This window comes from Burkholderia lata (assembly GCF_000012945.1).
GTDB classification, from domain to species: Bacteria; Pseudomonadota; Gammaproteobacteria; order Burkholderiales; family Burkholderiaceae; genus Burkholderia; species Burkholderia lata.
Window position 1 is genome coordinate 2,703,842 of sequence record NC_007510.1, and the last position, 25,027, is coordinate 2,728,868.

Genomic DNA, 25,027 nt, shown 5'->3' on the forward strand with positions numbered 1-25,027 from the left:
CGATCAACCGGGCCGGTTGCGCATCCAGTCGGCCGTGTCGTAGAACGAATGCATGAGCCGCTCGCGCAGCGGCTCGGGCAGCCCGATGTCGTCCATCGCCCACGCCATGCAGCGCAGCCACTGGTCGCGCTCGACCGACGCGATCGGGAACGGCAGGTGCCGCGCGCGCAGCCGCGGATGGCCGAACCGGCTGATGTAGTGGTCGGGGCCGCCGAGCCACCCGCACAGGAACCAGAAAAACTTGTCGCGCGAACCGTCTAGCGAATCCGGGTGCAGCGCGCGAATCTGCGCGAACTCGGGCTCGAGATCCATCAGGTCGTAAAAGCGGTCCACCATTTCGCGCACGCGGGCTTCGCCGCCCACGAGCTCGAACGCCGTGGGTTGCGACGGCGCATCGTCATTCACATCGGTCATACGGATAGTCGGAAAACAGGGGCTTCAGGGTTGCCGGCGACGCTCATGCGTCGCGCAGCGACTGCAGCGCGGGGCGCCGCAGCACATTATGCAGGCTCAGCCAGCCGGCCGCACCGGCGCACACGATGCCGGCCGCGATGCCGGCCGGCACCAGCCACGGATCGACGGCGAGCTGGAAGTCGAATACACGCGACGCGAGCACCCAGCCGACCGCGATCGCGCCCGCCGATGCCAGCGCACCAGCCAGCGCGCCGACCACGACGAATTCCGCGCGCTGCACCGCGTTGACCTGCGCGCGCGACGCGCCGAGCGCGCGCAGCAGCGCGGCCTCGCGCACCCGCTCGTCGCGCGTGCCGGCAAGCGCCGTGTACAGCACGAGCACGCCGGCCGCGAGCGTGAACGCAAACAGGAACTGCACCGCCCCGACCACCTGCAGCATCATCCGCTGCAGCTGCGCGAGAATCGGCGCGACGTCGATCGCGGTCAGGTTCGGGTAGCGCGCGATCAGCGGATCGAGCAGCGCGGCATCCGATGCGGGCAAATGGAAGCTCGTCAGGTACACGGCCGGGAAATCCTTCAGCACCGGCGGCGGCATCAGCACGAAGAAATTGACGCGGAACGAACCCCAGTCGAGCTTGCGCACGCTCGTGATCGGCGCGTCGACCGTCAGCCCCGTCACGTCGAAGCGCAGCATGTCGCCCGGCTTCACGTTCAGCGTCTTCGCGAGGCCGGCCTCGATCGAGATCTGCGGCGTGGCCGCGGTGCCGAACCAGTCGCCTTCGACGATCCGGTTGTCGGACGGCAGCTCGGTCGTATAGGACAGGTTGAACTCGCGGTCGACGAGCCGGCGCGCCTCCTCGGACGGGTACGCGTCCGGATTCACCGGCTTGCCGTTGATCGCGACGAGGCGGCCGCGCACCATCGGCGCGGGCTCCGCGTCGCGCACGCCGTGCGCGGTCAGGTAGGCCGCGACGTCAGCGCGCTGGTCGGGCTGGATGTCGATCAGGAACTGATTCGGCGCATCGGGCGGCGTCGACTGACGCCAGCCCGCGACGAGGTCGTTGCGCGTGATCGCGATCAGCAGCAGGCACATCAGGCCAAGCGCGAGTGCGGTGATCTGCAGCGCGCTGGCCGTGCCGCGCCGGTGCAGCGACGCGAGTGCGTAGCGCCAGCCGACGCCCGCAGCCACGCGCGCATTGCGCACCGCGCGCGCGGCGGCGAACAGCACGAGCCGCGCGATCAGCGCGAAACCGACCAGCGCGCCGGCGAAACCGCCCGCGACGATCAGCCCGAGTTTCAGGTTGCCGGCCGCCACGATCAGCAGCGCCGCGAACAGCACGACGCCGATCGCGTACGCGGCCCATGCGGTGCGCGACGCGTCGCCCCACTCGCGCCGCAGCACGCGCACCGGCGGCACGCGCGTGAGCGGCACGAGCGGCGGCAGCGCGAAGCCGAGCAGCAGCACGAGCGCAGCGCCCACGCCAATCAGCGCCGGCCACAGCGTGGGCGGCGGCAGCACCACGTCGATCAGGCCACCGAGCGCGGCCAGCAACGCCCAGTGGCCGCCGTAGCCGAGCACCGCGCCTGCGGCACCGGACACGATCCCGATCCCGGCGAATTCGAGCGCAAACAGCGCGCCGAGCGTGCGGCGGCTCACGCCGAGGCAGCGCATCGTCGCACAGCCGTCGAGGTGGCGCCGCATGTAGCGCTGCGCGGCCATCGCAATCGCGACCGCCGCGAGCAGCGCGGTAAGCAGTGCGACGAGCGTCAGGAAGTGGCGCGCTCGATCCAGCGTCTGCCGCACCTGCGGCTGGCCTTCCTGCAACGATTCCAGACCGACGCCGCGCAGCTTCCCGCCGTCGACACGTGCGTGCGCATACGCTTCGAAGCGTGTGACAGCCTGCTGGTCGCCGGCGACCAGCAGCCGGTACGTAACACGGCTGCCGTAGCCCGTGAGCCCCGTTGCGGCGAGTTCATCGGCGCGCATCATCAACCGCGGCGAAAAATTGACGAAGGAAAAGCCGCGATCGAGTTCGCGGGAGATCGATGCGGCGACCTTGAACGTGCGCAGTCCGACACGCACCGTATCGCCCGCTTTCAGGTGCAGCGCATCGAGCAGCGCCGGATCGGCCCATACGGTGCCGGGCGCGGGAATCTCGGCGGCCTTCTGCGCGACGGCAGCGCCGGCCGGCAGGATCTCGACCGCGCCGCGCAACGGATAGCCGGGCGACACGGCCTTCACGGCCGCGAGGCGAGAGGGCGCCGCGTCGGTCGCCTGCCCGCCCGTGGCGGACGCGATCATGCTCGGGAAGATGGCGGTCGTCGCGGTACGCAGCCCGAGCGCGCGGGCCTGCTGGTCGAACGACGGATCGACGGGGCGATCGGCCCGCACGACGAAATCGGCGCCGAGCATCTGGCGCGCGTCGCGCTCGAGCCCCTGGCGCAGCCGGTCGGCAAGGAAGCCGACGCTCGTCAGCGCCGCGACCGCGAGCACCAAGGCAAGGACGAGCAGCGTCAACTCGCCCGCGCGCCAGTCGCGCGCGGTCATGCGGGCGGCCTGGCGGATCAGGTCGCGCAGGCCGAAGCGGCCGGCATGCGCGCTCACCTCATGGCCGGGTTGCCCGGCCGGCGGCTGCGCCGCGTGTTGCCGCCCCTTCAATCGCGCTTCCCCCCGATCGAGTTGAGCCGCGACACCATGTGGTTCGCCATGCCGCGAAAGCCGCCCGAGACACCGCGCCACAGGCGCGGGAGCGCCCACGCGGAAGCCGCGATGAAGGCGGCAAGCAGCACGAGGAATGCAAGCGGCACGAAGAACGCGAGCACGAGCCCGCCGACCACGAGGCCGTCCTCGGTCGACGACGCGATCCAGTTCGAAATCGGTTCGGGTGACAGGTTGATCATCGCGCGCGTGCCGGCCTTCGCCACGTGCGCGGCACCGGCGAGCGAGCCGCCCGCGAGCCCCGCGACCGCGAGCACGGTCGGATCGGCATGGCCGAGCGCGCCGGCTGCGAGCACCGCGCCGGCCGGAATGCGGATGAAGGTGTGCACGGCATCCCACAGCGAGTCGAACGCAGGGATCTTGTCGGCAAGGAATTCGGTGACGGTGAGCACGGCTGCGGCGCCGATGACCCACGGCGACATCAGGACAGCCAGCGTATCGGGCAGGTGGAGCCAGCCGAACCGCGCCAGCACGCCGGCGATCAGCACCGTCAGGTACAGGCGCAGGCCGCTCGCCCACGCGAGCCCCGCGCCGAGCGAAATGGCTTCGATCATGGCCCTCTCCTTGCACTTTCCGTGCGCTTTGCCGATTGATCGGATCGAGGCGGACAGACCGGCCGCGCGGCGCGTGGCGACCGGCACCGCGTGCCGCGAGAAGCACGACGGTATTCAGGCCCGAATGCGTTCCATTATAGACAGGCTGGGCGGGCGGCCGGCGCAATTCCGCAGTGCGGCAGCCGGGTGCAGGCGCGCACGGCTGCCTTCGTCAGGCTGCCGACGACAGCTTGAGGCCGATCAGCCCCGCGACGATCAGCGCGGCGCTCGCGACCCGCGCGACGGTGAGCGCCTCGCCCATCATCACGATGCCGAACACGAACGCACCGACCGCGCCGATGCCCGTCCACACCGCGTACGCGGTGCCGAGCGGCAACTGGCGCATCGCGACCGCGAGCAGCCCGAAGCTGGCCAGCGCCGTCACGATCGTAAACACCGACGGACCGAGCTTCGTAAAGCCGTCCGACGATTTCATGCCGGCCGCCCAGGCCACTTCCAGCAAACCGGCAATGAACAACAATACCCACGCCATCTCGACGTACTCCGTATCGGATGGGGCCGTCCCCGTTGAAGCGAATGACCCGGGGTCGTCCCCGGGCGGCGCCGAGTATAACAAGATGCTTACGGACGCGGCGCGTGGCCGGCGGCCGATCGGGGGGCGACCGGCCGGGCCGGTCAGTTCGATACGCGCTTCGGCGTGGCGCCGCCGACGCAGCGGTCGTCGCGGTACAGCGCCCACTCCTCGCACACGCGGCCATCCTTGAACACGCACATGCCGACCTGCCCGCTCGACAGGTTGCGGACCGTGTGGCGGCCGCCGAGCTTGGCGCAATTGACCGACGCGGGATTGGCCATCGCCTGCTGCTGCGACGACGGTTGCTGCCCGGGCGGCAGCGGTTGGGCGAACGCGCCAGACGCAGCAAGCGCCAGCGCACAGATGACGACCAGACGGACGGACATTGCACGCTCCTCGTTTTCGTTCGCGGAACGGTCAGGATAACGGGGAATGAGCGCCGGGTGTGCAACGCGCGCGTCGGCCGCGAGACTGTCGCGCCGACGCAACCGTGCCGGCGCGCAACGTCACGTGCGCGTGCACCGCTGCGCCCCGGCCGGGCCCGTCATGCGGCGCCGACGAGCCGGTAGCCGACGCCCGTCTCGGTGACGATGTACTCGGGCTGCGCCGGGTCGCGCTCGAGCTTCTGGCGCAGGTGCGCCATGTAGATCCGCAGGTAATGGTGGCTTTCGACGTGCGACGGCCCCCACACGTCGCGCAGCAGCTGGCGGTGCGTGAGCACGCGCCCCGCATGCCGCACGAGCGTCGCGAGCAGCCGGTACTCGAGCGGCGTCAGGTGCACGATCTCGTTGTCGCGCCACACCTGGCGCAGCGCGAGATCGACGATGACGGTGCCGAAGGTCACCTTCGGCGACTCGTTCGCGCCACCCTGGTTGCGCCGGCGCAGTTGCGCGCGAATCCGCGCACGCAGTTCGGACACGCCGAACGGCTTGGTCAGGTAATCGTCGGCGCCCGCGTCGAGCGCCGCGACCTTCTCTTCTTCCTGCGTGCGCGCGGACAGCACGATCACCGGCACCTCGGACCAGCCGCGCAGCTCGCGGATCACGTCGAGGCCGTCGGTATCGGGCAGGCCGAGGTCGACGATCACGAGATCGGGCTTGCGCGTCGCCGCGTCGATCAGCCCCTGCTTGCCCGTCTCGGCCTCGAACACCGCGATGTCCTCCTCCTCGAGCGCGGCGCGCACGAAACGGCGGATCTGCTTTTCGTCCTCGATCAGGACGACGGTCAGGCTGGGTTCACTCATGGTCTGGCAATGATTCGGATGGGGACGACGCACCCGGTACATCGGGTTCGTCGTCGGGTACGGCAGGCGCGGCCGGCGGTGTCTCGACCGGCAGCGTGAACCAGAAACGCGCGCCCGTCACGTGGCCGTCGGGTGCCGTACGGTTGAGCGCGCCGATTTTACCGCCGTGCGCCTCGACGATCGCGCGGCAGATCGCGAGGCCGAGGCCGATGCCCGGCGTCGCCGATTCCTTCTCGCCGCGCGTGAACTTGTCGAAGATCCGCGTTTCCATCCCGGCCGGCAGGCCGGGACCGTAGTCGTCGACGAGCACGCGCACGAACGGCAGGCCGTCTTCCGTCATGCGCTCGGCACCGATGTCGAGCGGCGTATCGGCCGGCGTGTACTTTGCCGCGTTCTCGAACAGGTTGGTGAACAGGCGCTCCATCAGCACCGCGTCCATCTGCAGGAGCGGCAGGTCGGCCGGCAGCACGACGCGCGCGGGATGGCGGGCGAGCACGCGCTTGCATGCGGCGAGTGCGGCGCCGACGGTTTCCTCGAGCAGCGACCACTGGCGCTTCAACTGCAGGCTGCCGGCCTGCAGCCGCGCCATGTCGAGCAGGTTCGTGACGATGCCCGTCATCCGCAGCGCCTCGTCGTGGATCGCGTCGACGAGTTCGCCCTCGCGCTGCGCGAAGCGCTCGGCCGCCACGGCGTCGCCGCCCCGCGCGGCCGTGCGCCCGTTCGCGAGCATCGACGAGAAGCCGACGATCGTCGTGAGCGGCGTGCGCAGGTCGTGCGAGATCGCCGACAGCAGCGAGTTGCGCAGCCGCTCGGATTCCATGTTGACGAGCGCGTCGCGCGCGATCTCGACGTAGTGCACGCGTTCGAGCGCGAGTGCGATCTGCGCGGCGAATGCGTCGAGCATCCGCTGCTGTTCCGGCACCTCGAGTTCGCGCGGCTCGCGCGACGCCACCGCGAGCACGCCGCGCGTGCGCATCGGCGCCTTCAGCGGCAGGTACAGCGCGGCTGTCGCGGGCAACGTATCGGTGCCGCGGCCGGCCGGCTTCTGCTGGTCGTACACCCACTGGCCGACGTCGCTGTCGAGATCGGCGCCCGTCAGCGTGACGGCCGCATCGGGCTCCTCGATCTTCTGCCGCACCTTGTCCGCGCTGTCGGGCAGCAGGAACGCGACGCGCGCACGGAACACCTCGCCCACGTGGCGGCTGCCGATCTCGACGATCTGCTCGGTGGTCAGCGCCGCGCCCAGCTCGCGCGCCATCGCGTAGATCGCGCCGGTGCGCCGCTCGCGGCGCTGCGCGACGCTCGCCTGGCGCGTCAGCGTCGACGTCAGGTGGCTGATCACGAGCGACGTCAGCAGCATCCCGAAGAAAGTCAGCAGGTACTGCGTGTCGCTGACCGAGAACGACATGCGCGGCGGCACGAAGAAGTAATCGAACGCGGCCACCGACAGGAACGACTGCAGCACGCCCGGGCCGCGCCCGAGCCGCACGGCCGAGAACACGACGCCGAGCAGGTACAGCATCACGAGGTTCGTGAGGTCGAGCCGCTCGGACACGAGGCTCGCGACGACCGTGATCGCCGCGCAGATCGCGGCCGCGTACACGTAGTGCCGCGGCGGCGAACAATGCGTGCCGAACTGCGCGAACGCATCGCGCCAGTCGCGCGCACGCGCGTCGAGCGGTGCGGCGCGCGCCTCGTCGCTCGCGGACGCACGGATCAGCATCAGGTCGACGTCGCCCGCGCGTTCGGCAAGCTGCTCGCCGAACGGCCGCGCGAGGCGGCGCACGAGCCCGACCTTCGGCGAGCCGCCCGCGACGATCTTCGACACGTTGCGCACCTTCGCATAGCCGATCAGCGCGGCAACCGCGTCGCCACCGGCGAGCGTGGCCGTCTCCGCGCCGAGCTCGGCCGCGAGCTTCAGCGCGTCGAGCGTGCGTTGCCGTCGCGCATCGGGCAGCCGTTGCAGGCGCGGCGTTTCCACATAGACGGCGATCCAGTCGGCCTTCAGGCTCGCGGCGAGCCGCGCGGCCGCCCGCACGAGCGTCGGCGCTTCGGCGCCGGGACCGACGCACACGAGCAGCCGCTCGCGCGCCTGCCAGATGCGCTGGATCGAACGGTCGGCGCGGTATTCGCGCATCTGCGCGTCGACGCGATCGGCCGTGCGCCGCAGCGCCAGTTCGCGCAGCGCGATCAGGTTGCCCTTGCGGAAGAAGTTGCGCACCGCACGCTCGGCCTGCTGCGCGAGATAGACCTTGCCGTCGCGCATCCGCTCGAGCAGTTCCTCGGCCGGCAGGTCGACGAGCGTGACTTCGTCGGCCGCGTCGAACACGCGGTCGGGCACCGTCTCCCACACGCGGATGCCGGTGATCGCGCCGACCACGTCGTTCAGGCTTTCGAGGTGCTGGACGTTGACGGTCGTGTAGACGTCGATGCCCGCATCGAGCAGTTCGTACACGTCCTGCCAGCGCTTCAGGTGCCGTGCGCCCTGTACGTTCGAGTGTGCGAGTTCGTCGACGAGGATCAGTTGCGGCTGGCGCGCGAGCGCGCCGTCGAGGTCGAATTCGGCGAGCGTGCGGCCGCGATAGTCGATGCGCGCGAGCGGCAACACGTCGAGGCCGTCGAGCAGCGCAGCGGTTTCGCTGCGCCCGTGCGTCTCGACGATACCGACGACGACGTCGACGCCCTCCTGCAGGCGCTGGCGCGCGGCCTGCAGCATCGCGTAGGTCTTGCCGACACCGGCCGATGCGCCGAAGAAGATCTTGAGCTGGCCGCGCCGCTGTTTTTCTTCGTCGCGCTGCAGCTTGTCGAGGAGTTGGTCTGGATCTGGACGGTTCATGCGTCAGGAAGGCGGAGCGCCTGGATGCGCGCGAGTACGAGCATTGTTGTTCCAAATCGCCGCAAAAGGCAAAGACGGCGCATGCGCCGTCGGGAAAAAGCGCGTCCGGCGCGGATCGAGCCGCGCCGGACGCCGGTTGTCGCCGAAGCCGGACGCGCGCTCAGTGCGCGGCCTGCGCCGCGTCGAGCGCGAGGTTCAGCTTCAGCACGTTCACGCGCGGTTCGCCGAGCACGCCGAACTGGCGGCCCTTCGTGTTCGCGGCGACGAGCTGCGCGACCGCATCGGGCGCCAGGTTGCGCGCCTTCGCGACGCGCTCGACCTGGTACGCGGCGGCGGCCGGCGTGATCTCCGGATCGAGGCCGCTCGCCGACGCCGTCACGAGGTCGACCGGCACCGGCTTCGACATGTCGGTGCCCGCGTCGCGCAGCGCGGCGATGCGCCCCTTCACCTGGTCGGCGAGCGACGGGTTCAGCGGGCCGAGGTTCGAGCCGCCGGAACCGGTCGCGTTGTACGGCATCGGCGACGTGGCCGACAGGCGGCCCCAGAAGTACTTCGGCGCATCGAACTGCTGGCCGATCAGCGCGGAGCCGACTGCCTTGCCGTCCTTCTCGATCAGGCTGCCGTTCGCCTGCGACGGGAACACGGCCTGGCCGAACACGGTCATCACGGCCGGGTAAGCGAGCCCCGTCACCGCGGTCAGCACGACAAAGATCACGACGAGCGGACGAATCAACGTTTTCATGATGTTTCCTTCAAATACGGCCGGCTCACGCCCAGCCGAGTGCAGCGAGCGTCATGTCGATCAGCTTGATGAACGGGAACGGCAGCAGCACGCCGCCGAGGCCGTACACCAGCAGGTTGCGGCGCAGGAGCGAAGCGGCGCCGAGCGGCCGGTACGTGACGCCCTTCAGTGCCAGCGGAATCAGCGCGACGATGATCAGCGCGTTGAAGATCACCGCCGACAGGATCGCGGACGCCGGCGACGTCAGGTGCATGATGTCGAGCACGCGCAGCTGCGGGTACGTCGTGACGAACGCGGCCGGGATGATCGCGAAATACTTCGCGATGTCGTTCGCGATCGAGAACGTCGTCAGCGAACCGCGCGTCATCAGCATCTGCTTGCCGATCTCGACGATCTCGATCAGCTTCGTCGGGTTCGAGTCGAGGTCGACCATGTTGCCGGCTTCCTTCGCCGCCTGCGTGCCGGTGTTCATCGCCACGGCGACGTCGGCCTGCGCGAGTGCCGGTGCGTCGTTGGTGCCGTCGCCGGTCATCGCGACGAGGCGGCCTGCTGCCTGGTGTTCGCGGATCGTCGCGAGCTTGGTTTCCGGCGTCGCTTCCGCGAGGAAATCGTCGACGCCCGCTTCCGCCGCGATCGCCGCAGCCGTCAGCCGGTTGTCGCCCGTCACCATCACGGTCTTGATGCCCATCTTGCGCAGCTCCGCGAAGCGCTCCTTGATGCCGCCCTTCACGATGTCCTTCAGCTCGATCACGCCGAGTACGCGCGCCGCGCCTTCATGCAGGTCGGCCACGACGAGCGGCGTGCTGCCGCGGCGCGCGACTTCATCGACCGCGCGGCGCACCTCTTCCGGGAAGCGGCTGCCGTGCGATTCGACGTAGTTGCGGATCGCGTCGGCCGCGCCCTTGCGGATCTCGCGGCCGGGCAGGTCGACGCCGCTCATCCGCGTCTGCGCGGAGAAGCCGATGAACGTCGCGTGCAGTTGCCCCATGTCGCGCTGGCGAATGTTGAAGCGCTCCTTCGCGAGCACGACGATGCTGCGGCCTTCCGGCGTTTCGTCGGCGAGCGACGACAGTTGCGCGGCATCGGCCAGCGCTTCCTCGGTCACGCCCGGCGCGGGCACGAACGTCGATGCCTGGCGGTTACCGAGCGTGATCGTGCCGGTCTTGTCGAGCAGCAGCACGTCGACGTCGCCGGCCGCTTCCACTGCGCGGCCCGACGTCGCGATCACGTTCGCCTGCATCATCCGGCTCATCCCGGCCACGCCGATTGCGGACAAGAGACCGCCGATCGTCGTCGGGATCAGGCACACGAGCAGCGCAACCAAAGCGGTGATCGTCACCACGTGGCCGGCCTTCATCGCTTCCACCGAGAACATCGAGAACGGCAGCAGCGTCGCGGTCGCGAGCAGCATCACGATCGTCAGCGCGACGAGCAGGATCGTCAGCGCGATCTCGTTCGGCGTCTTCTTGCGCTTCGCGCCTTCGACCATCGCGATCATCCGGTCGAGGAACGCCTCGCCCGGGTTCGCGGTGACCTTGACGACGATCCAGTCCGACAGCACGCGCGTGCCGCCCGTGACCGACGAGAAGTCGCCGCCCGATTCGCGGATCACCGGCGCGGATTCGCCGGTGATTGCCGATTCGTCGACGGATGCGACACCGTCGACCACCTCGCCGTCGGCCGGGATCACGTCGCCGGCCTCGACCAGCACGACGTCGCCCTTGCGCAGCTCGGTCGCGGTCGTGATGCGGATCGGCGACTTCGGATGCGGCTCGTTGAGCTTCTTCGCCATCACGTCTTTCTTCGCGCTGCGCAGCGAGGCCGCCTGCGCCTTCGAGCGCCCTTCGGCGAGCGCTTCGGCGAAGTTCGCGAACAGGACGGTGAACCACAGCCACAGCGCGATCGCGAGGATGAAGCCCGCGGGCGCCTCGGCCTGGCCGGCGAGCGCCGCGATCCACAGGATCGTGGTCAGGATGCTGCCGACGTACACGCAGAACATCACCGGATTGCGGAACTGCGTGCGCGGCGTGAGTTTCTTGAACGAGTCCACGATCGCCGGGCGCAGCAGCGCCGGATCGAACATGGACCGTGTTGCGGAATGTTGAGTCATTGCGATCTCTTCAATCTCTTGAGTCTTTTCAAGGTGTCGCCATGCGGGCGCGCATCACGCGCCCAGCCACATCATCAGGTGCTCGACGCCCGGGCCGAGCGCAAGCGCCGGCACGTAGGTCAGCGCGCCCACCAGCAGCACGGTGCCGAGCAGCAGCACGACGAACAGCGGACCGTGCGTCGGCAGCGTGCCGCTCGTCACCGCGATGCGCTTCTTCGCGGCCAGCGAGCCGGCGATCGCCAGCACCGGCACGATCGTGCCGAAGCGGCCGAACCACATCGCGATCGCGGTCATCCAGTTGTAGAACGGCGTACCGACCGTCAGGCCCGCGAACGCGCTGCCGTTGTTGTTGGCGGCCGAGCTGAACGCGTACAGGATTTCCGAGAAGCCATGCGGCCCAGGGTTCGCGATGCCGGCCTTGCCCGCATCGGCGAGCACGGCGATCGACGTGCCGACCAGCACCAGCAGCGGCGTGAGCAGCACGACGATCGACACCATCTTCATCTCGTACGCTTCGATCTTCTTGCCGACGTATTCCGGCGTGCGGCCGATCATCAGGCCGGCGACGAACACCGCGAGCAGCGCGAACACGAGCATCCCGTAGAGACCCGAGCCGACCCCGCCGTAGATCACTTCGCCCAGCTGCATCAGCAGCATCGGCACGAGGCCGCCGAGCGGCGTCAGCGAGTCGTGCATCGTGTCGACCGCGCCGCACGACGCGGCCGTCGTCGCGACCGTGAAGATGCCGGTCTGCGCGATGCCGAAGCGCGTTTCCTTGCCTTCCATGTTGCCGCCGGGCTGCAGCGCGTTCGTCGACTGGTCGACGTGCAGCGCGGTAAGCGTCGGGTTGCCGCCCTGCTCGGCGCTCACTTCGACGCCGATCGCGATCACGAATGCCACCGTCATCGCCGCGAGCACGGCGATACCCTGCCGGCGATCGCCGATCACGCGGCCGAACACGAGACACAGCGCGGCCGGGATGATCAGGATCGAGAAGATTTGCAGGAAGTTCGCGAACGGCGTCGGGTTCTCGTACGGGTGCGCGGAGTTCGCGTTGAAGAAGCCGCCACCGTTGGTGCCGAGCATCTTGATCGCTTCCTGCGACGCGACCGGGCCCATTGCAAGCGTCTGCTTCGTGAGCTGGGTCGGCACCGTCACCGGGTTGCCCTTGTCGTCCTTCACTGGATTGCCCTGCGCGTCCAGCTTCGGCGCCGCATAGGTGCTCGTCTGCAGCACCGGCACGTCCTCGTACGCCTTCATGTTCTGGATCACGCCCTGGCTCATCAGCAGCGCGGCGATGATCGCGGCCATCGGCACGAGCACGTACATCGTCACGCGCGTGAGGTCGACCCAGAAGTTGCCGATCGTCTGCGCGGTGTGACGTGCGAAACCGCGGATCAGCGCGATCACGACGACGATACCGGTCGCGGCCGACAGGAAGTTCTGCACGGTGAAGCCGAGCATCTGCGCCAGGTAGCTGACGGTCTGTTCGGGCGTGTAGTCCTGCCAGTTCGTGTTGGTGACGAAGCTGACGGCCGTGTTGAACGCGCCATCGACCGTCATCGCGCCGAACTGCTGCGGGTTGCCGGGCAGGAAGCCCTGCAGGCGCAGCAGGCCGTAGAGGAACAGCGCGCCGAGCGCGTTGAACGCGATCGTCGCGACCGCGTACTGCTTCCAGTTCATTTCGCTGCCGGCGTCGACGCCGGCGATGCGGTACAGCGCGCGCTCGAGCGGCCCGAACACGCGCACGACACGCGAGCTGCCGTCCATCACCGCCGACAGGTAGCGCGCGACCGGAACGGCCGCCGCCAGCAGCACGACGATGAAAAGCCCCGTCTGAAAGAGATTGTTCGCGTTCATTCGATGTCCTCCGCGCGCAGCAGCGCAAAGACGAGATACGCAAACAGCAGCGCCGTCGAGGCGCCCGCCAGCCAAAGCATCCAGGTCATGCTCGCCCCCCGCGACCGTATTGCACCAGCTTGTCGCAACCGGCAACCAAACCGAGGATCAGCGCGGTGAAGAGCACCAGTGCGCCGATAAATACCCCATCCATTTTTCTGTTCTCCATCGTCGAAATCAGACGACTAGAACCTTATGGGAACGCACGTAAAGGACGGGTCAAAGGTATCGGGGCGCGTATAAAAAACGCGTAAACGCGGAATTCGGGAGAGGACGGCAGAAACCGGAGGGCGGGACGGACGGCGCGGTGGCGCCGTCCGGAAAAGCGCGTGCCAGCATGGCGCCGGCACGACGAGGAGGCAGGTCAGGGAACGAGGATCGTCGAGCCGGTGGTCTTGCGCGCTTCGAGATCTTCATGCGCGCGGGCGACTTCCGCGAGCGGATAGCGCTGGTTGATGCTCGTCTTCACCTTGCCCGACAGCAACACGTCGAACAGCTCGGCGGCAGCGGATTCGAGATCGGCGCGCTTCGCGATGTACGAGAACAGCGTGGGTCGCGTAAAGAACAGCGAGCCGCGCGACGAGAATTCCTTCGAGTCGATCAGCGGCAGCGGGCCCGACGCATTGCCGAAGCTGACGAACAGCCCGAGCGGCGCGAGGCTGTCGAGCGAGCCGATGTAGGTGTCCTTGCCGATCGAGTCGTAGACGACCGGTACGCCCGCGCCGTTCGTGATCTCCTTCACGCGCTGCGTGAAGTTCTCGCGCGTGTAGACGATCGGATGGTCGCAGCCGTGCGCCTTCGCGAGCGCGGCTTTCTCGTCGGAGCCGACCGTGCCGATCACGGTCGCGCCGAGCGCCTTCGCCCACTGGCATACAAGCAGGCCGACGCCGCCGGCCGCCGCGTGGATCAGGATCGTGTCGCCGGCCTTCACCGGATACGTGCGGCGCAGCAGGTAGTGCGCGGTCAGGCCCTGCAGCATCACCGACGCCGCGTCGTCGTAGCTGATGCCGTCGGGCAGTTTCACGAGCCGGTCGGCCGGCATCACGCGCTCCTGCGCGTAGGCGCCCGGCGGCTGCCCGACGTACGCGACGCGGTCGCCCGCCTTGAGCGTGGTCACGCCTTCGCCGACGGCCGTCACCTCGCCCGCCGCCTCCATCCCGAGCCCGCCGGGCAACGCTTGCGGGTACAGGCCGGTGCGGAAATAGACGTCGATGTAGTTGAGGCCGACCGCGTGCTGCCGGATACGGACTTCACCCGCCTTCGGTTCGCCGACCTCGACATCGACCCACTTCATCACGTCCGGGCCGCCCGGCTGGTCGTATCGGATTGCTTTCGGCATCGTTTCGCTCCTCGTTTCTGATTCGGTCAGGGAAAAATCCGGGTCGCCGATACGCGGAGCCGGCCGATTCATCAGGGAACCGGGCGGCCGGCGCGCGGCGCGACGCACGATTCTCGCGCGCCGCGGCCATCCGTGCATGGCCCTGCCGCCAGCAGGGGCAATCAGCCGCGGGCAGCGCCTAGCAAACGTCCTGCATGTTGCGCGCCAGATCGTCGAGCAGCATCCGCGCGGTGGCGACGTTGGTCGCGACCGGCACGTCGTGCACGTCGCATGCGCGCACGAGCGCGGTGATGTCGGGGTCGTGCGGCTGTGCGGTCATCGGGTCGCGCAGGAACACGACGATGTCGATGCGGCCGTCGGCCAGTTCCGCACCGATCTGCAGATCGCCGCCGAGCGGCCCCGACAGCTTGCGCTCGACTTCGAGCCCGTGCGCGTCCGCGATGCGGCCGCCCGTCGTGCCGGTCGCCACCAGCCGGCATTGCGCGAGCGTCGCGCGGAATTCGCCCGCGAGCGCGACGATCTCGTCCTTCTTCGCGTCGTGCGCAATCAATGCGATGCGGGGTTTGCTCATCTCCAGATCCTTCGTTTCAGGTTGTTGTCGTGAAAGGCGGTGCGCGCGTCAGAACGTGCCCGGATACGAGCCGCCGTCGAGCAGCCAGTTCTGCCCGGTGATGTAGCCGGCGTGCACGCTGCACAGGAACGCGCACGCCGCGCCGAACTCTTCGCGCGTGCCGAGGCGGCCGGCCGGGATGTCCTTCGTGCGCCGCGCGCGCATCTCGTCGACGCTCACGCCCTGCGCCTTCGCCGACGCGGCGAGCGTGGTCGCGATCCGGTCGGTATCGAACAGGCCCGGCAGCAGGTTGTTGATCGTCACGCCCTGCCCCGCGACCTTGCGCGACAGCCCCGCGACGAAGCCGGTCAGCCCCGAGCGCGCGCCGTTCGACAGCGCGAGCACGTCGATCGGCGCCTTCACGGCCGAGCTCGTGATGTTGACGATCCGGCCGAAGCCGCGCGCGATCATCCCGTCGAGGGTCGCGCGGATCAGCTCGATCGGCGTCAGCATGTTCGACTCGAGCGCGCGGATCCAGTCGTCGTGCGAGAAATCGCGGAAATCGCCGGGCGGCGGGCCGCCGGCATTCGTCACGAGAATGTCCGGCTGCGGGCATGCGGCGAGCGCGGCCGCGCGCCCGTCCGGCGTCGTGATGTCGCAGGCGACCGCGGTCACCGACACGTTCGCGCCGGCGCGGATCTCCTCCGCGGTTTCCTCCAGCGTGTCGCGCGTGCGCGCGACGATCACGAGGTTCACGCCCTCGGCGGCCAGCGCTTCCGCGCAGCCGCGACCGAGCCCCTTGCTGGCCGCGCACACGAGCGCGGTCTTTCCTTCGATGCCGAGATCCATCGTCGATTCCTTGGTGGCGACACGTGCCGGCCCGGCCCCGTCGCGCCGGCGCATGGACCCCGGGCGGGTCAGGCGGGCAATCGGGCGGGCGCGGGCACGCGGATTGTCGTAAGACGTCGATATTATCCGGATCACGCGGCGCGCCTTGGTAAAATTGCGGACATAAGCGCGCGGCCGGCTTGCGCCCGCCCCCGCCCCCGATCCTCTTTTGCCGCCAAGGCGCCCCCGTCATGAAACAGGACAGCCGTTTCCCGAATCTCTTCATCACCGATCACCCGCTGATCCAGCACAAGCTCACGCACATGCGCGACAAGGACACGTCCACGCGCACGTTCCGAGAGCTGCTGCGCGAAATCACGCTGCTGATGGGTTACGAGATCACCCGCAACCTACCGATCACGACCAAGCGGGTCGAAACCCCGCTCGTCGAGGTCGACGCGCCGGTGATCGCGGGCAAGAAACTGGCGATCGTGCCGGTGCTGCGCGCAGGCATCGGGATGTCGGACGGCCTGCTCGACCTGGTTCCGTCCGCGCGCGTCGGCCACATCGGCGTGTACCGCGCCGACGACCACCGCCCGGTCGAATACCTGGTGCGCCTGCCGGACCTGGAAGACCGCATCTTCATCCTGTGCGACCCGATGGTCGCGACCGGCTACTCGGCCGTGCACGCGGTCGACGTGCTGAAGCGCCGCAACGTGCCGGCCGCGAACATCATGTTCGTCGCGCTGGTCGCCGCGCCGGAAGGCGTGCAGGTGTTCCAGGACGCGCACCCGGACGTGAAGCTGTTCGTCGCGTCGCTCGATTCGCACCTGAACGAGCACGCGTACATCGTGCCGGGCCTCGGCGACGCGGGCGACCGCCTGTTCGGCACCAAGAACTGAGCATCTGGACGGCCGCGCGGCGCGCGGCCCGGCTCGCGGCGGCCTGCCTGGCCGTTCGGCCATGCGCGGCGGCCCCGATCCGGCGGTCGCCGCGTGATAAAATCTCGATCCACTCGACACGCGCGGCCCCGCGGCTTCATGCCCGCCGAAACGGCCGCCGATTCAACGACACATTGAAACAATCGCCCGCGCAGCGCGCCCGGGCACGGAGAAAGGTATGGCTGGTCATTCGAAATGGGCCAACATCAAGCATAAGAAGGCAGCGGCCGACGCGAAGCGCGGCAAGATCTGGACTCGCCTGATCAAGGAAATCCAGGTCGCGGCGCGCCTCGGCGGCGGCGATGTCAACTCGAACCCGCGCCTGCGTCTCGCGGTCGACAAGGCGGCCGACGCGAACATGCCGAAGGACAACGTCAAGCGCGCGATCGATCGCGGCGTCGGCGGCGCGGATGGCGCGAACTACGAGGAAATCCGCTACGAAGGCTACGGCATCAGCGGCGCGGCGATCATCGTCGACACGCTGACCGACAACCGCACCCGCACGGTCGCGGAAGTCCGCCATGCGTTCTCGAAGTTCGGCGGCAACATGGGCACCGACGGCTCGGTCGCGTTCATGTTCGATCACGTCGGCCAGTTCCTGTTTGCCCCGGGCACGTCGGAAGACGCGCTGATGGAAGCCGCGCTCGAAGCCGGCGCGAACGACGTGAACACGAACGACGACGGTTCGATCGAAGTGCTGTGCGACTGGCAGGCATTCTCGGCGGTGAAGGACGCGCTCGAAGCCGGCGGCTTCAAGGCCGAACTCGCCGAAGTGACGATGAAGCCGCAGAACGAAGTCGAATTCACCGGCGACGACGCGGCGAAGATGCAGAAGCTCCTGGACGCGCTCGAGAACCTCGACGACGTGCAGGACGTGTATACGAACGCCGTCATCGTCGAGGAATGACGTGCCGGCCGCCGTGCTCCTGTCGCGGCGGCGGCCCGACCGAATCCGCGGCCGGCGCGCCTGAGCGTGCCGGCCGCCCTGTTTTCTAGTCTGCGGGGAATCCCATGAAACTACTCGTCGTCGGTTCCGGCGGCCGCGAACATGCGCTGGCGTGGAAGCTCGCGCAGTCGCCGCGCGTCCAGATGGTCTACGTCGCGCCCGGCAATGGCGGCACGGCGCAGGACGAGCGCCTGAAGAACGTCGACATCACGGCGCTCGACGAACTCGCCGATTTCGCGGAACGCGAAGGCGTCGCGTTCACGCTCGTCGGGCCGGAAGCACCGCTCGCGGCCGGCATCGTCAACCTGTTCCGCGCACGCGGCCTGAAGGTCTTCGGCCCGACCCGCGAAGCCGCGCAGCTCGAGAGCTCGAAGGATTTCGCGAAGGCGTTCATGAAGCGCCACGGCATCCCGACCGCCGAGTACGAAACGTTCTCCGACGTGGCCGCCGCGCACGCGTACATCGACGCGAAGGGTGCGCCGATCGTCGTGAAGGCGGACGGCCTCGCGGCCGGCAAGGGTGTCGTCGTCGCGATGACGCTGGAAGAAGCACACGAAGCCGTCGACATGATGCTGTCGGGCAACAAGCTCGGCGATGCCGGCGCGCGCGTCGTGATCGAGGAATTCCTCGATGGCGAGGAAGCGAGCTTCATCGTGATGGTCGACGGCAAGCACGCGCTGGCGCTGGCTTCCAGCCAGGACCACAAGCGCCTGCTCGACGAGGACCGCGGCCCGAACACCGGCGGCATGGGCGCGTATTCGCCCGCGCCGATCGTCACGCCGCAGATGCATGCACGCGTGATGCGCGAGATCATCATGCCGACCGTGCGCGGGATGGAGAAGGACGGCATCCGCTTCACGGGCTTCCTGTACGCGGGCCTGATGATCGACAAGGAAGGCAATCCGCGCACGCTCGAGTTCAACTGCCGGATGGGCGACCCGGAAACGCAGCCGATCATGGCGCGCCTGAAGAGCGATTTCTCGAAGGTCGTCGAGCAGGCGATCGCGGGCACGCTCGACACGGTCGAGCTCGACTGGGACCGCCGCACCGCGCTGGGCGTCGTGCTGGCCGCGCACGGTTATCCGGATGCGCCGCGCAAGGGCGACCGCATCAACGGGATCCCGGCCGAGACCGAGCAGACGGTCACGTTCCATGCGGGCACGACGCTCGACGGCGACAAGCTGACGACGTCCGGCGGCCGCGTGCTGTGTGTGGTCGGCCTCGCCGATTCGGTCCGCGAAGCGCAGCAGCATGCGTACGAGACGATCAACCAGATCAATTTCGAAGGCATGCAGTACCGCCGCGACATCGGCTTCCGCGCGCTCAACCGCAAGAGCGCGTGACGTTGGAATTGCCGCCCCGCCTTCGTGCGGCGGCGGCCCCTCTGCCGGGGTTCGTTAGAATGCCCGGCAGAAGCCTTTTTTACGGCCCCCGCTTCGGGCGAGGGCACCCAGTCCAGACATGACCGATTCGACCTACGACGTAGCGCGCGTGCGCACGTACCTCCAGGACCTGCAGACACGCATCGCCGACGCGCTCGGCGCGCTCGACGGCACGCCGCTCGCGACCGACGCATGGCAGCGCGGGCCGGCCGAACGCCTGCGCGGCGGCGGCTGCACGCGGATTCTCGAAGGCGGCCGCGTGTTCGAACGCGCGGGGATCGGCTTTTCCGACGTCGCGGGCGATGCGCTGCCGCCGTCGGCGAGCGCGGCGCGCCCGCAGCTTGCCGGCCGCGGCTTCGAGGCGCTCGGCGTGTCGCTGGTGCTGCACCCGCGCAATCCGTACTGCCCGACCGTGCACATGAACGTGCGGATGCTGATCGCGACGAAACCGGGCGAGGAGCCCGTGTTCTGGTTCGGCGGCGGCATGGATCTGACACCGGTTTACGGTTTCGAGGACGATGCCCGGCATTTCCACCAGACCTGCAAGGATGCGCTCGACCCGTTCGGCGTCGAGCTCTACCCGCGCTTCAAGAAATGGTGCGACGAGTATTTCTTCCTGAAGCACCGCAACGAGATGCGCGGCATCGGCGGGATCTTCTTCGACGATTTTTCGGAGCCCGGTTTCGAACGCTCGTTTGACATGATGCAAAGTGTCGGCGACGCGTTCCTGCAGGCCTACCTGCCGATCGTCGAACGCCGCGCCGAGCTGCCGTACGGCGAGCGCGAGCGCGACTTCCAGGCGTACCGCCGCGGCCGCTACGTCGAATTCAACCTCGTGTTCGACCGCGGCACGCTGTTCGGCCTGCAAAGCGGTGGCCGGACCGAGTCGATCCTGATGTCGATGCCGCCGGTCGCGAACTGGCGCTATAACTGGCAACCCGAACCGGGTTCGCCGGAAGCGCGCCTGTACAGCGACTTCATCGTGCCGCGCGACTGGATCTGACCCCTGCTTCAAGAAAAGGACGCGTTTCTGGACACCACCGCCTGCCCCACCCCGCTGCCGCGTCGTATCGGCTTGCTGGGCGGCACTTTCGACCCGATCCACGACGGCCATCTCGCGCTCGCGCGCCGGTTCGCCGAGCTGCTCGGCCTGACCGAACTCGTGCTGCTGCCCGCCGGGCAGCCGTACCAGAAGCGCGACGTGTCGGCTGCCGAGCATCGGCTCGCGATGACGCGCGCGGCCGCGGGCTCGCTGTCCATGCCGGGCGTGACCGTGACCGTCGCCACCGACGAGATCGAGCACGTCGGGCCGACCTACACGGTCGAGACGCTCGCGCGCTGGCGCGAGCGGATCGGCCCGGACGCGTCGCTGTCGCTGCTGATCGGCGCCGACCAGCTCGTGCGCCTCGACACGTGGCGCGACTGGCGCAAGCTGTTCGACTACGCGCACATCTGCGTGTCGACGCGCCCGGGGTTCGACCTCGGCGCGGCGCCGCCGGACGTCGCGCAGGAAATCACCGCGCGGCAGGCCGGCGCCGACGTGCTGAAGGCCACGTCGGCAGGCCACCTGCTGATCGATACGACCCTTTCGTTCGACATTGCCGCGACCGACATCCGCGCCCACCTGCGCGAATGCATCGCGCGCCATGCGCAAATGCCCGACGCATCGGCCGAGCATGTGCCGGCCGCCGTATGGGCCTATATTCTTCAACATCGCCTCTACCATTCCTGAATCCATGGATATTCGCAAACTGCAGCGCGTGATCGTCGACGCCCTCGAAGACGTCAAGGCGCAAGACATCAAGGTGTTCAACACCAGCCACCTGACCGAACTGTTCGACCGCGTGGTCGTCGCTTCGGGCACCTCCAACCGCCAGACCAAGGCACTCGCGTCGAGCGTGCGTGACAAGGTCAAGGAAGCCGGCGGCGACATCGTCAGCTCCGAAGGCGAAGACACCGGCGAATGGGTGCTGGTCGACTGCGGCGACGCGGTCGTGCACATCCTGCAACCGGCCCTGCGCCAGTACTACAACCTCGAGGAAATCTGGGGCGACAAGCCCGTGCGGATGAAGCTCGGCGGCGGCAAGGGCAACGGCTTCGCCCAGGCCAGCGAAGGCGACGACGAAGAAGAGGAAGCCGCGCCCGCACGCCCGGCACGCAAGACGGCCGCCCGCCGCCGTTGAGCTTCGAGTCGTTACGCATCTCCCGATGAAGCTTTTCATCCTTGCGGTCGGTCACAAGATGCCGGGCTGGATCGCATCCGGCTTCGACGAATACACGAAGCGGATGCCGCCCGAGCTGCGCATCGAGTTGCGCGAGATCAAGCCCGAACTGCGTTCGGGCGGCCGTAGCGCGGAAAGCGTGATGGCGGCCGAGCGGCAGAAGATCGAGGCCGCGTTGCCGAAGGGCGCGCGCCTCGTCGCGCTCGACGAGCGCGGCCGCGACTGGACCACGATGCAGCTCGCCCAGGCGCTGCCCGGCTGGCAGCAGGACGGTCGCGACGTCGCGTTCGTGATCGGCGGTGCCGACGGGCTCGATCCGGAACTGAAAGCGCGTGCCGACACGCTGCTGCGCATCTCGAGCATGACGTTGCCGCACGGGATGGTGCGCGTGCTGCTCGCCGAACAGCTTTACCGGGCGTGGAGCATCACGCAGAATCACCCCTACCACCGCGCATGACGTGTCGTCCTCGAGACGCGCGCCACGCGCGCACACCGAGATAACGACACCATGCCGTCCAGCACGCCCCCCGCGCTTTTCCCGACTCTTTACCTCGCTTCGCAAAGCCCGCGCCGCCAGGAGCTGCTGCAGCAGATCGGCGTACGCTTCGAGCTGCTGCTGCCGCGCCCCGACGAGGATGCCGAGGCGCTCGAGGCCGAGCTGCCCGGCGAAGCCGCCGATGCGTACGTGCGGCGCGTGACCATCGCCAAGGCGGAGGCTGCCCGGGCGCGTCTCGTCGCGAGCGGCAAGCCGGCCTCGCCGGTGCTCGTTGCCGATACGACCGTCACGATCGACGGCGCGATCCTCGGCAAGCCGGCCAACGCCGACGACGCGCTCTCGATGCTGACGCGCCTCGCGGGCCGCGAGCACGCGGTACTAACCGCCGTCGCCGTGATCGATGCCGACGGCGAACTGCTGCCGCCCGCGCTGTCGCGTTCGTCGGTGCGCTTCGCGCCCGCGTCGCGCGACGCGTACGCGCGCTATGTCGAATCGGGCGAGCCGTTCGGCAAGGCCGGCGCGTACGCGATCCAGGGGCGCGCGGCCGAATTCATCGAGCGAATCGACGGTTCCCATTCAGGTATCATGGGTCTGCCCCTTTTTGAGACTGCCGCGCTGCTACGTGCCGCGCGCGTCGCCTTCTGAACCGCACCATGAACGAAGAAATCCTGATTAACCTCACGCCGCAGGAAACGCGGGTTGCACTCGTCCAGCAAGGCGCGGTGCAGGAGCTTCACGTCGAGCGCACGCTGTCGCGCGGGCGCGTCGGCAACATCTATCTCGGCAAGGTCGTGCGCGTGCTGCCCGGCATGCAGTCGGCGTTCATCGACATCGGTCTCGAACGCGCGGCATTCCTGCACGTCGCCGACATCTGGCATCCGCGCCTCGCAGGCGAGCCGCAGTCGGGCACGCCGCACCAGCCGATCGAGAAGATCGTGTTCGAAGGCCAGACGCTGATGGTCCAGGTGATCAAGGACCCGATCGGCACGAAGGGCGCGCGCCTGTCGACGCAGGTCAGCATCGCGGGCCGCACGCTCGTCTACCTGCCGCAGGAGCCGCATATCGGCATCTCGCAGAAGATCGAGAGCGAGGCCGAACGCGAGGCCGTGCGCGCGCGCCTGACGGCCGTGATCCCGGCGGACGAGAAAGGCGGCTACATCGTGCGCACGATCGCCGAAGATGCGACCTCCGACGAACTCGCCGGCGACGTCACGTACCTGCGCAAGACGTGGGCGACGATCGTCGCCCAGGCACAGCGGCTGCCGGCGACGAGCCTGCTGTACCAGGATCTCGATCTCGCGCAGCGCGTGCTGCGCGATTTCGCGAACGACGACACGACGCGCATCCAGGTCGATTCGCGCGAGACGTACCAGCGCCTCTCGGAATTCGCGGGCGAGTTCACGCCCGCCGTGAGCCCGAAGCTGCACCACTACACGGGCGAGCGGCCGCTGTTCGACCTGTACAACATCGAGACGGAGATCCAGCGCGCGCTGTCGCGCCGCGTCGACCTGAAGTCGGGCGGTTACCTGATGATCGACCAGACCGAGGCGATGACGACGATCGACGTGAACACCGGCGGCTACGTCGGCGCACGCAACTTCGACGACACGATCTTCAAGACCAACCTCGAAGCCGCGCATACGATCGCGCGGCAGCTGCGGCTGCGCAACCTCGGCGGGATCATCATCATCGACTTCATCGACATGGAGAACGCCGAGCATCGCGACGCGGTGCTGTCCGAGCTGAAGAAGGCGCTGTCGCGCGACCGCACGCGCGTGACGGTCAACGGCTTCTCGCAGCTCGGGCTCGTCGAGATGACGCGCAAGCGCACGCGCGAATCGCTCGCGCATGTGCTGTGCGAGCCGTGCCCGACCTGCCAGGGCAAGGGCCAGGTGAAGACATCGCGCACCGTGTGCTACGACATCCTGCGCGAGATCCTGCGCGAGTCGCGGCAGTTCAACCCGCGCGAATTCCGCGTAATCGCCGCGCAACAGGTGATCGATCTGTTCCTCGACGAGGAATCGCAGCATCTCGCGATGTTGATCGACTTCATCGGCAAGCCGGTGTCGCTGCAGGTCGAGTCGAACCTGAGCCAGGAGCAGTACGATATCGTGCTGATGTAATTATTTTTTCTGTTATAAATCAGTACGTTACTCAAAAATAACCTCGTGATTCGGTAGCTGACCACCCATCTAGCTACCCAATCGGTTACCGCTAGTGAGACCGTCGAAATGGCATGCCTTGCCAACGCTTCACTGATCAGTACCGCCCCCGCGGCGTTGATCAGCGCATACGTGGCCTGGGTCGCGTACCAGCAATACCGGACGAATCGCGAGAAGCTGCGCCTCGACCTTTATGACCGCCGGTTTGGCGTCTATACAGCAGCGATCGATTTCTATCACGTCTTGCCGCGCTACGACGACAACAACCTCCCGCCGCATCAAGAGGCGCATCGGGCGTTCATCAAGGCTGTTCGTGAATCGCGATTTTTGTTTGGTCGCGACAACGAGATCGTAAGCATCTTGGAGGAAATGCACACCCGAGCTGCACGCATCATGGGCTTCCGGGAAGGCGGTCAAGCTCTACGTTTCAGTGACCCGGCCGAATTTCACAAGCTCTTCACGGTTCAACAGAATGACTACCTGTGGATTGGTGGCACAGAAGGGCTGCTACGGCTAGAGTCGGCCCTCGCGCCGTTTCTTGATTTCAAGAAGGCGAGCAGCCAGTGAAACGCGTATTGCACGTCAACCGCGCAGCCGGTTGACCGCGTCACGGGCATCCTGCCGGATCTCCCGCCGCATCTCGTCATCCTCCGCGTAGGCCGCTCGGTACTTCTCGTCGAGTTCGGCCGGTCGGGCCCTCACCTTTCGCGCGGCGACGGCTTCGAGCTGTTCCTGAGAAAGTGCGGTACAGCCCGCATCCTCGCTGCGCGCCGCGGCGGCAAACTGACGCCCTACCCGCACGGTTTGGTCCCCCGCCGCGCGTGCGTCAACAGGCCGCGATCTTCGCTGTTCAGGGCTTCCCCTCCGACGCACCGGATACGAGCGCCTCGACACTGGCGGCCGTGATGCCGCTCGAACGCTTGCCAATCTTGACGAGCGTGAGCTTGCCGTCGCGCACAAGATTGTAGACGGTCGCCCGGCAGACGCCGAGCATCTTCGACACTTCGGCGACGCGGTACAGCTTCACGGGCGCGGTTTGGGGTGCGTGCATGTCGGTGCTCCTGATCGCC

The 25,027-nt window shown here is 68.1% G+C and carries 27 protein-coding genes; 10 read left to right on the forward strand and 17 right to left on the reverse strand.

Annotated elements, in window-relative coordinates:
* Positions 1-3: 3 nt before the first annotated feature.
* The 15 genes from BCEP18194_RS18180 to BCEP18194_RS18250 form a co-directional block, all read right to left on the reverse strand.
* Positions 4-414, reverse strand: coding sequence for a group II truncated hemoglobin (locus tag BCEP18194_RS18180; RefSeq protein WP_011352727.1), 411 nt, complete (start codon positions 412-414; stop codon positions 4-6).
* A 43-nt stretch (positions 415-457) separates the two neighbouring features.
* The gene (locus tag BCEP18194_RS18185) at positions 458-3,073 is read right to left on the reverse strand and encodes an ABC transporter permease (protein ID WP_011352728.1); all 2,616 of its coding nucleotides are present in this window, start codon (positions 3,071-3,073) and stop codon (positions 458-460) included.
* Positions 3,070-3,687 (reverse strand): DUF4126 domain-containing protein, encoded by a 618-nt coding sequence (locus BCEP18194_RS18190; protein WP_011352729.1) that lies wholly within the window; start codon positions 3,685-3,687, stop codon positions 3,070-3,072. Before BCEP18194_RS18190 ends, BCEP18194_RS18185 begins: the two co-directional genes overlap by 4 nt.
* 211 nt (positions 3,688-3,898) lie before the next feature.
* Entirely contained in the window at positions 3,899-4,219 is a 321-nt protein-coding gene (gene sugE / locus BCEP18194_RS18195) for a quaternary ammonium compound efflux SMR transporter SugE (RefSeq protein ID WP_039370509.1), read from the reverse strand.
* Between the two features lie 143 nt (positions 4,220-4,362).
* Entirely contained in the window at positions 4,363-4,647 is a 285-nt protein-coding gene (locus tag BCEP18194_RS18200) for a putative hemolysin (protein WP_041492906.1), read from the reverse strand.
* Positions 4,648-4,805: 158 nt separating this feature from the next.
* Positions 4,806-5,504 carry a two-component system response regulator KdpE gene (kdpE, locus tag BCEP18194_RS18205; RefSeq protein WP_011352732.1) on the reverse strand — a complete coding sequence of 233 codons (699 nt, stop codon included), beginning with the start codon at positions 5,502-5,504 and terminating at the stop codon, positions 4,806-4,808.
* Entirely contained in the window at positions 5,497-8,340 is a 2,844-nt protein-coding gene (locus BCEP18194_RS18210; RefSeq protein ID WP_011352733.1) for a DUF4118 domain-containing protein, read from the reverse strand. The genes kdpE and BCEP18194_RS18210 overlap by 8 nt, the downstream gene beginning before the upstream one ends.
* A 160-nt stretch (positions 8,341-8,500) precedes the next feature.
* On the reverse strand, positions 8,501-9,082 hold the full coding sequence (gene kdpC, locus BCEP18194_RS18215) for a potassium-transporting ATPase subunit KdpC (RefSeq protein WP_011352734.1): 582 nt from the start codon (positions 9,080-9,082) through the stop codon (positions 8,501-8,503).
* A 25-nt stretch (positions 9,083-9,107) separates the two neighbouring features.
* The gene (gene kdpB / locus BCEP18194_RS18220; protein WP_011352735.1) at positions 9,108-11,192 is read right to left on the reverse strand and encodes a potassium-transporting ATPase subunit KdpB; all 2,085 of its coding nucleotides are present in this window, start codon (positions 11,190-11,192) and stop codon (positions 9,108-9,110) included.
* Positions 11,193-11,246: 54 nt separating this feature from the next.
* Positions 11,247-13,052, reverse strand: a complete 1,806-nt coding sequence (kdpA, locus tag BCEP18194_RS18225; protein ID WP_011352736.1) for a potassium-transporting ATPase subunit KdpA — start codon at positions 13,050-13,052, stop codon at positions 11,247-11,249.
* Entirely contained in the window at positions 13,049-13,141 is a 93-nt protein-coding gene (gene kdpF, locus BCEP18194_RS18230; protein ID WP_006752209.1) for a K(+)-transporting ATPase subunit F, read from the reverse strand. Before kdpF ends, kdpA begins: the two co-directional genes overlap by 4 nt.
* Positions 13,138-13,260: a hypothetical protein gene (locus BCEP18194_RS42265; protein WP_256976802.1), complete on the reverse strand. Its 123-nt coding sequence runs from the start codon at positions 13,258-13,260 to the stop codon at positions 13,138-13,140. The genes kdpF and BCEP18194_RS42265 overlap by 4 nt, the downstream gene beginning before the upstream one ends.
* 195 nt (positions 13,261-13,455) lie before the next feature.
* Positions 13,456-14,430 (reverse strand): quinone oxidoreductase family protein, encoded by a 975-nt coding sequence (locus tag BCEP18194_RS18240; RefSeq protein WP_011352737.1) that lies wholly within the window; start codon positions 14,428-14,430, stop codon positions 13,456-13,458.
* 178 nt (positions 14,431-14,608) lie between these two features.
* Positions 14,609-15,001, reverse strand: a complete 393-nt coding sequence (locus BCEP18194_RS18245) for a methylglyoxal synthase (RefSeq protein WP_011352738.1) — start codon at positions 14,999-15,001, stop codon at positions 14,609-14,611.
* 48 nt (positions 15,002-15,049) lie between these two features.
* A complete protein-coding gene (locus tag BCEP18194_RS18250) occupies positions 15,050-15,829 on the reverse strand; it encodes an SDR family oxidoreductase (protein ID WP_041493106.1) in 780 nt (259 codons plus the stop codon).
* A 230-nt stretch (positions 15,830-16,059) separates the two neighbouring features.
* Here BCEP18194_RS18250 and upp point away from each other — a divergent pair, with 230 nt between their 5' ends.
* The 10 genes from upp (at position 16,060) to BCEP18194_RS38735 (ending at position 24,524) form a co-directional block, all read left to right on the forward strand.
* Positions 16,060-16,710, forward strand: coding sequence for a uracil phosphoribosyltransferase (gene upp / locus BCEP18194_RS18255; RefSeq protein WP_011352740.1), 651 nt, complete (start codon positions 16,060-16,062; stop codon positions 16,708-16,710).
* Between the two features lie 217 nt (positions 16,711-16,927).
* On the forward strand, positions 16,928-17,656 hold the full coding sequence (locus BCEP18194_RS18260) for a YebC/PmpR family DNA-binding transcriptional regulator (RefSeq protein ID WP_011352741.1): 729 nt from the start codon (positions 16,928-16,930) through the stop codon (positions 17,654-17,656).
* 104 nt (positions 17,657-17,760) lie between these two features.
* A complete protein-coding gene (gene purD / locus BCEP18194_RS18265; RefSeq protein WP_011352742.1) occupies positions 17,761-19,038 on the forward strand; it encodes a phosphoribosylamine--glycine ligase in 1,278 nt (425 codons plus the stop codon).
* Between the two features lie 118 nt (positions 19,039-19,156).
* Positions 19,157-20,080, forward strand: coding sequence for an oxygen-dependent coproporphyrinogen oxidase (gene hemF, locus BCEP18194_RS18270; protein ID WP_011352743.1), 924 nt, complete (start codon positions 19,157-19,159; stop codon positions 20,078-20,080).
* Positions 20,081-20,083: 3 nt separating this feature from the next.
* Positions 20,084-20,809 carry a nicotinate-nucleotide adenylyltransferase gene (locus BCEP18194_RS18275; RefSeq protein WP_085964616.1) on the forward strand — a complete coding sequence of 242 codons (726 nt, stop codon included), beginning with the start codon at positions 20,084-20,086 and terminating at the stop codon, positions 20,807-20,809.
* Positions 20,810-20,813: 4 nt separating this feature from the next.
* Positions 20,814-21,260 carry a ribosome silencing factor gene (gene rsfS, locus BCEP18194_RS18280; protein WP_011352745.1) on the forward strand — a complete coding sequence of 149 codons (447 nt, stop codon included), beginning with the start codon at positions 20,814-20,816 and terminating at the stop codon, positions 21,258-21,260.
* 25 nt (positions 21,261-21,285) lie between these two features.
* Positions 21,286-21,756 carry a 23S rRNA (pseudouridine(1915)-N(3))-methyltransferase RlmH gene (rlmH, locus tag BCEP18194_RS18285; RefSeq protein WP_011352746.1) on the forward strand — a complete coding sequence of 157 codons (471 nt, stop codon included), beginning with the start codon at positions 21,286-21,288 and terminating at the stop codon, positions 21,754-21,756.
* A gap of 51 nt (positions 21,757-21,807) precedes the next feature.
* Positions 21,808-22,440 carry a Maf family protein gene (locus tag BCEP18194_RS18290; RefSeq protein ID WP_011352747.1) on the forward strand — a complete coding sequence of 211 codons (633 nt, stop codon included), beginning with the start codon at positions 21,808-21,810 and terminating at the stop codon, positions 22,438-22,440.
* 8 nt (positions 22,441-22,448) lie between these two features.
* A complete protein-coding gene (gene rng / locus BCEP18194_RS18295; RefSeq protein ID WP_011352748.1) occupies positions 22,449-23,918 on the forward strand; it encodes a ribonuclease G in 1,470 nt (489 codons plus the stop codon).
* 108 nt (positions 23,919-24,026) lie between these two features.
* On the forward strand, positions 24,027-24,524 hold the full coding sequence (locus BCEP18194_RS38735) for a hypothetical protein (RefSeq protein ID WP_011352749.1): 498 nt from the start codon (positions 24,027-24,029) through the stop codon (positions 24,522-24,524).
* A 15-nt stretch (positions 24,525-24,539) separates the two neighbouring features.
* Here BCEP18194_RS38735 and BCEP18194_RS18305 read toward each other — a convergent pair whose 3' ends face one another.
* Together BCEP18194_RS18305 and BCEP18194_RS18310 are read right to left on the reverse strand one after the other, a co-directional pair.
* The gene (locus BCEP18194_RS18305; RefSeq protein ID WP_041492907.1) at positions 24,540-24,758 is read right to left on the reverse strand and encodes a hypothetical protein; all 219 of its coding nucleotides are present in this window, start codon (positions 24,756-24,758) and stop codon (positions 24,540-24,542) included.
* A 49-nt stretch (positions 24,759-24,807) separates the two neighbouring features.
* On the reverse strand, positions 24,808-25,008 hold the full coding sequence (locus BCEP18194_RS18310; RefSeq protein ID WP_041493109.1) for a helix-turn-helix transcriptional regulator: 201 nt from the start codon (positions 25,006-25,008) through the stop codon (positions 24,808-24,810).
* Between the last annotated feature and the right edge of the window lie 19 nt (positions 25,009-25,027).

Excerpts from the sequence above, each read along its gene's own strand:
- BCEP18194_RS18180 (WP_011352727.1), bottom strand. The coding sequence starts at position 414 with ATGACCGATGTGAATGACGATGCGCCGTCGCAACCCACGGCGTTCGAG.
- BCEP18194_RS18190 (WP_011352729.1), bottom strand. The coding sequence starts at position 3,687 with ATGATCGAAGCCATTTCGCTCGGCGCGGGGCTCGCGTGGGCGAGCGGC.
- sugE (WP_039370509.1), bottom strand. The coding sequence starts at position 4,219 with ATGGCGTGGGTATTGTTGTTCATTGCCGGTTTGCTGGAAGTGGCCTGG.
- BCEP18194_RS18200 (WP_041492906.1), bottom strand. The coding sequence starts at position 4,647 with ATGTCCGTCCGTCTGGTCGTCATCTGTGCGCTGGCGCTTGCTGCGTCT.
- kdpE (WP_011352732.1), bottom strand. The coding sequence starts at position 5,504 with ATGAGTGAACCCAGCCTGACCGTCGTCCTGATCGAGGACGAAAAGCAG.
- BCEP18194_RS18210 (WP_011352733.1), bottom strand. The coding sequence starts at position 8,340 with ATGAACCGTCCAGATCCAGACCAACTCCTCGACAAGCTGCAGCGCGAC.
- kdpC (WP_011352734.1), bottom strand. The coding sequence starts at position 9,082 with ATGAAAACGTTGATTCGTCCGCTCGTCGTGATCTTTGTCGTGCTGACC.
- kdpB (WP_011352735.1), bottom strand. The coding sequence starts at position 11,192 with ATGACTCAACATTCCGCAACACGGTCCATGTTCGATCCGGCGCTGCTG.
- kdpA (WP_011352736.1), bottom strand. The coding sequence starts at position 13,052 with ATGAACGCGAACAATCTCTTTCAGACGGGGCTTTTCATCGTCGTGCTG.
- kdpF (WP_006752209.1), bottom strand. The coding sequence starts at position 13,141 with ATGACCTGGATGCTTTGGCTGGCGGGCGCCTCGACGGCGCTGCTGTTT.
- BCEP18194_RS42265 (WP_256976802.1), bottom strand. The coding sequence starts at position 13,260 with ATGGAGAACAGAAAAATGGATGGGGTATTTATCGGCGCACTGGTGCTC.
- BCEP18194_RS18240 (WP_011352737.1), bottom strand. The coding sequence starts at position 14,430 with ATGCCGAAAGCAATCCGATACGACCAGCCGGGCGGCCCGGACGTGATG.
- BCEP18194_RS18245 (WP_011352738.1), bottom strand. The coding sequence starts at position 15,001 with ATGAGCAAACCCCGCATCGCATTGATTGCGCACGACGCGAAGAAGGAC.
- BCEP18194_RS18250 (WP_041493106.1), bottom strand. The coding sequence starts at position 15,829 with ATGGATCTCGGCATCGAAGGAAAGACCGCGCTCGTGTGCGCGGCCAGC.
- upp (WP_011352740.1), top strand. The coding sequence starts at position 16,060 with ATGAAACAGGACAGCCGTTTCCCGAATCTCTTCATCACCGATCACCCG.
- BCEP18194_RS18260 (WP_011352741.1), top strand. The coding sequence starts at position 16,928 with ATGGCTGGTCATTCGAAATGGGCCAACATCAAGCATAAGAAGGCAGCG.
- purD (WP_011352742.1), top strand. The coding sequence starts at position 17,761 with ATGAAACTACTCGTCGTCGGTTCCGGCGGCCGCGAACATGCGCTGGCG.
- hemF (WP_011352743.1), top strand. The coding sequence starts at position 19,157 with ATGACCGATTCGACCTACGACGTAGCGCGCGTGCGCACGTACCTCCAG.
- rsfS (WP_011352745.1), top strand. The coding sequence starts at position 20,814 with ATGGATATTCGCAAACTGCAGCGCGTGATCGTCGACGCCCTCGAAGAC.
- rlmH (WP_011352746.1), top strand. The coding sequence starts at position 21,286 with ATGAAGCTTTTCATCCTTGCGGTCGGTCACAAGATGCCGGGCTGGATC.
- BCEP18194_RS18290 (WP_011352747.1), top strand. The coding sequence starts at position 21,808 with ATGCCGTCCAGCACGCCCCCCGCGCTTTTCCCGACTCTTTACCTCGCT.
- rng (WP_011352748.1), top strand. The coding sequence starts at position 22,449 with ATGAACGAAGAAATCCTGATTAACCTCACGCCGCAGGAAACGCGGGTT.
- BCEP18194_RS38735 (WP_011352749.1), top strand. The coding sequence starts at position 24,027 with ATGGCATGCCTTGCCAACGCTTCACTGATCAGTACCGCCCCCGCGGCG.
- BCEP18194_RS18310 (WP_041493109.1), bottom strand. The coding sequence starts at position 25,008 with ATGCACGCACCCCAAACCGCGCCCGTGAAGCTGTACCGCGTCGCCGAA.